Here is a 2,937-nt window from a genome sequence, read left to right on the forward strand (position 1 = left end):
ACTTTAGCTATGCTGAAAACATACATCAACATAAATAAGCTAAGTCTGAATGACAGACTATTTCCTGTAAAATCAAGTACAGTAAGTAACCACTTTAGAAGAATCAGAAACAACTTAGCTGAAAAACTACAAGACTACACATTCAAAACAATTAGGCTATATGACTTCAGACATTGGAAAGCAACAATACTTTATCATAAAACAAAAGACTTACTCTTTGTTAAGACATTCTTAGGGCATCATGACTTAAGAAGCACTCTGAGATACACACAACTACTGGAATTTAAAGCAGAAGAATACCACTCAGCTATAGCTAAAAACATCGAAGAAGCTAAGAAACTGATAGAACAAGGATTCGAGTATGTAACAGAAGTTGAAGGGGTAAAGCTGTTCAGAAAGAGAAAATAACCAATTACAGAAAGACACACTCTTCTCTTCTTTTTCTATATAAAACCACTACAAGAAGAGCTATTCACAATACTACAGCAATAGCCTAAACCTTCCTTCTTTTTTTCATTATTGACACTATTATGTCATTACAGAAGTTTTAGTTCGAGACTGAGATGATTTGTTAGCAGAAAATCCTCAAGTTTTGCTAAGATTTCTACCTGTATTTTTTCACATTCTTCTGAGTGATTCTTTATTTCTGCTATCAATTCGGCTTGTTTTTTCTTAACAATGCTAGCTTTTTCTTCATGCAATTTGAAAAATGATGTTCTGTCTCGCATTGGTCTAAGGTACGACTCTTTTAAATCTCTTAATCCCAGTAAATAAAACCATAAGTATTGATCAAATTGGCTCTCAAGGTCTTTCTTTCCGATATTGATTATTTCCTCACGCTTGCTATCATATTTCTTGTAAATAATCAAAAAGGTCTCAATTTGTTTTAACAAGGCTTTAGGATATAGAGAAATCCCCATGAATCTTCCATATCGCTCTAAATCAGATTTCATTCCATCAATTCCTTCTCTCCAGAAATGAAAAATATCTCTTTGAAATCTTTCATTGAGTTTGTCCAAAAAGTTCTCGTGTATATATTCAAGCTTTTTTGAAAGAGAGTCTCTAAGTCTCTCCCAAACTAAGAGATTTACAAGTATCATAGATACCAAAGCTGAAACGAAATCTAAGATAGCTGAAGCATCAAAACTTGTCCTATAAACATAAATAACCAATACAGAAACTATCACAATGGATAGAATAGGTAACAATAAAATTCGCAAAGTTAGTATTGTGCTTACTGGTTTCATTGTAACTTCTTATATAAACCATACAAACATTTTAAATTTTTATTTTAACACTTACTGAAATTGATATATTGAAAAACACTGTTCAGGCACTAAAAGAAGCATTATTTGAGCTTATACTATAGCTTTTTTGTGCTTCAGACAAAATCAAAAGCTTTTAATAAAGTAACCACATATCTTTTTTTGGGTGTTGGAATTGTATGGTGATATCCCGAAGATAGTAGAATTAATATTAGCACCTAAAAGAATAAAAGAATTAGAAAGGTCAAGGTCCTACAAGGCAGAGCCCAAAGGGTAGAATGAGGTAAATCTTCCAACTCATTTCACATCATTTCTTATGTTAATTATTGCAGTTTTTATAATTTCTGGAAGATTTTTTCCTTGAATAGTTGCTAATATCTATTAGAATCCCCATCTTGGATGTCATCTCTCAAAATAAAAAGATGACAGCTACTAGCTTATACTATGCTTTCTCTATTGTCTTTCTTTCTGTTTGTGTTAGGTGTTAGTTAGCCTCAGCTCTTTTCTGCTCCTTATTTGTACTTAGATTAGTATAAAACCACAAGAAAAGTGGATACCATGTTTGCACTTAGGTGAGCTAAGATGCTTGCAGCAATGTTCTTTTTCCATCTAAATAAGTAGAGAACACCCAAGACAAAACCACCTAGTGCTTTGAAAACTGGGAGTGTAGGATGTATCCAACCACCTTTCGTAACGCAAGTTACAACATCAAGCTTTTCAAAGATTTGTTGAGAATAGCAGTTAGCAAGGAGAAAAAATTAGCTGAGAAGGTTGATGCCTCTTGGGAGAATATCAGAGGTATGGGTGGCGATAAACATCTAGCTAAGAAAATAATTTGTTGTTACGCTGATGATGTTTTACCTATATTCAAAACAGATGATCTGGAACTCTACTTTGAATTACTTAGCAAGAATAAACTACCTTCCAACTACAATAGTATGTCGTTGGGAGAAAAATTCCAATTCTTCAACCAAGAATTGTTGAACATAAAGGAGAGTTATGCTGAAACAAAAGATTGGGATAACGTATATTTCATGTGGTTCTTATATGTGACCTATAAGGGTTTAACGTAATTCTAGTTAATCTTACTTCATACTTCCACACTAGATATTATCATGGCATTTCTTGCAGAGTATTCTGTTTTGAGTTGATTTCTTGAAGTCTATATACATAGCTCCTCTAATTCCAAGTTTAGGATCATGGTGAAGTATTGCTTGTCTAAGAAGAATTTTCTTACTACAATCAGCACATTGTCCATCTTGCTCCATGAATAAGAACTTCTTGTAACGATGATATGGTGTCATCTGATATAACAGGTTTAGTCTATCTTCTCCCATTTTCAGTACCAGAACTATGCCTTGCTTTTCAAATGATATTTCATCAGTTTCTTCATCATAAGAGAGGGTTAAACCATTAACAGTGGTTCGGCTTTTAACCATCTTTTCACCTCTATAATTCCCCTTTCAATCCCCTAATCTACAATGTTGGCTGCTCTCTGCTCAGCTTTTATGGCTTGTGGAAGAAACAAGTATATCTTTAGGAGCTTATCAGACTTCTAGTGGGAATGAGAGTGAGCAGGAATGGATCTTGTAGACGTGCAAATTAACACCATAGAGCCAAAACACCAAGCAGAGTTTTTCAAAGTTTACGAAAAAGTATTCAGTTCAAGAAA

The 2,937-nt window shown here is 33.5% G+C and carries 4 protein-coding genes; 2 read left to right on the forward strand and 2 right to left on the reverse strand.

All coding sequences use genetic code 11. The features are described from left to right. Window positions 1-408, forward strand: a 408-nt coding sequence (locus tag OEX01_09535) for a tyrosine-type recombinase/integrase (GenBank protein MDH5449224.1), incomplete at its 5' end; no start/stop codon positions are given. Window positions 409-536: 128 nt separating this feature from the next. Here OEX01_09535 and OEX01_09540 read toward each other — a convergent pair. Next, a complete protein-coding gene (locus OEX01_09540; protein MDH5449225.1) occupies window positions 537-1,247 on the reverse strand; it encodes a hypothetical protein in 711 nt (236 codons plus the stop codon). 689 nt (window positions 1,248-1,936) lie between these two features. Here OEX01_09540 and OEX01_09545 point away from each other — a divergent pair. Then, window positions 1,937-2,338 carry a hypothetical protein gene (locus OEX01_09545; protein ID MDH5449226.1) on the forward strand — a complete coding sequence of 134 codons (402 nt, stop codon included), beginning with the start codon at window positions 1,937-1,939 and terminating at the stop codon, window positions 2,336-2,338. A gap of 30 nt (window positions 2,339-2,368) precedes the next feature. On the opposite strand, the gene OEX01_09550 is transcribed toward OEX01_09545, so the two are convergent. Next, the gene (locus OEX01_09550; GenBank protein ID MDH5449227.1) at window positions 2,369-2,704 is read right to left on the reverse strand and encodes a hypothetical protein; all 336 of its coding nucleotides are present in this window, start codon (window positions 2,702-2,704) and stop codon (window positions 2,369-2,371) included. Window positions 2,705-2,937 lie beyond the last annotated feature (233 nt).

Source organism: Candidatus Bathyarchaeota archaeon (genome assembly GCA_029882535.1).
Lineage (GTDB): Archaea > Thermoproteota > Bathyarchaeia > Bathyarchaeales > SOJC01 > JAOUKM01.